The organism is Nocardioides rubriscoriae (assembly GCF_008087085.1).
Lineage (GTDB): Bacteria > Actinomycetota > Actinomycetes > Propionibacteriales > Nocardioidaceae > Nocardioides > Nocardioides rubriscoriae.
This window is the reverse complement of record NZ_VIYJ01000027.1, coordinates 1-1,446: the sequence shown is the minus strand read 5'-3', so window position 1 is coordinate 1,446 and position 1,446 is coordinate 1. Positions and strand designations below refer to the sequence as shown.

1 protein-coding gene is annotated in these 1,446 nt (G+C 67.6%); it reads left to right on the top strand.

Going from position 1 to position 1,446, the window contains the following annotated elements; all coding sequences use genetic code 11:
* The first annotated feature begins 120 nt into the window (after nt 1-120).
* The gene (locus tag FZC61_RS22805; RefSeq protein ID WP_148616561.1) at nt 121-1,440 is read left to right on the top strand and encodes an ISL3 family transposase; all 1,320 of its coding nucleotides are present in this window, start codon (nt 121-123) and stop codon (nt 1,438-1,440) included.
* The last annotated feature ends 6 nt before the right edge of the window (nt 1,441-1,446 follow it).

Here is a 1,446-nt window from a genome sequence, read left to right as displayed (position 1 = left end):
GGCTCTTCACAGTTGAAGGTGTAGGTGCCGGTCAGGAGTTCGCGGCGCGTCGGTGACCGGAGATGGGTCGAGGTCTTCCGAGGATGGAAGTTCCTACACAGCCATCGGGAAGACCTCGACATGGACGACGCTACCGTCGGTGCCGGCTTTGCCTGCGCTGATCTGACCATCTTCTGCCGCCTCGACGAGCTCGGCCTCGAGGTCACCGGCCAACGACTCGAACCGGACAGAGCGCTGCTCGCGTGCCGGGTCGTCGAGCCAGATCAGTGGTGCCGGCGGTGCGGCTGTGAGGGTCACGCCCGTGACACCGTGATCCGGCGCCTGGCCCACGAACCGTTCGGGTGGCGACCCACCACGCTGGTCGTCTCGATCCGCCGCTACCGGTGCACCGATTGCGGCCACGTGTGGCGGCAAGACACCACCCGAGCGGCCGAGCCGCGTGCCAAGCTCTCGCGCCGCGGGCTGCGATGGGCCCTTGAGGCGATCGTGTGTCAGCACCTGACCGTCGCCCGGGTCGCCGAGGGCCTCGGGGTCGCGTGGAACACCGCCAACGACGCCGTCCTGGCCGAGGGCAAGCGCACCCTCATCGAGGACACCGCCAGGTTCGACGGCGTCACCGCGATCGGCGTCGACGAACACGTCTGGAGGCACACCAGGCGCGGTGACAAGTACGTCACGGTGATCATCGACCTGACCGGGATCCGTAACGAGACTGGGCCCGCGCGGTTGTTGGACATGGTCGAGGGCCGCTCGAAGCAGGCGTTCAAGACCTGGCTGAACGAGCGCCCGCAGGCCTGGCGTGACGGCGTCGAGGTGGTCGCGATGGACGGGTTCACCGGGTTCAAGACCGCCGCGGCTGAGGAGCTCCCCGACGCGGTCGCGGTCATGGACCCCTTTCACGTGGTCCGCTTGGCCGGCGACGCTCTCGACCAGTGCCGGCGCCGGATCCAGCAGATCATCCACGGCCACCGCGGCTACAAGGACGACCCGCTCTACTCCGCGCGGCGGACCCTGCACACCGGCGCCGATCTCCTCACCGACAAGCAGGCCCAACGGCTGCGCGACTTGTTCGCCGCCGACGAGCACGTCGCGGTCGAGGCGACCTGGGGGATCTACCAGCGGATGATCGCCGCCTACCGTCACTCCGACCGCAAGGCTGGTCGTGAGCTCATGGTCAAGCTGATCGACTCGCTCAGCCACGGTGTTCCTGACGCGCTCGGCGAACTCGTCACGCTCGGGCGGACGTTGAAGAAACGAGCCGACGACGTGCTGGCCTACTTCGATCGACCCGGCACGTCCAACGGGCCGACCGAGGCGATCAACGGACGGCTCGAACACCTCCGTGGCTCAGCCCTCGGATTCCGCAACCTCACCAACTACATCGCCAGATCGCTCCTGGAATCCGGGGGCTTCGGACCCCAACTACACCCCGGATTGTGAAGAGCC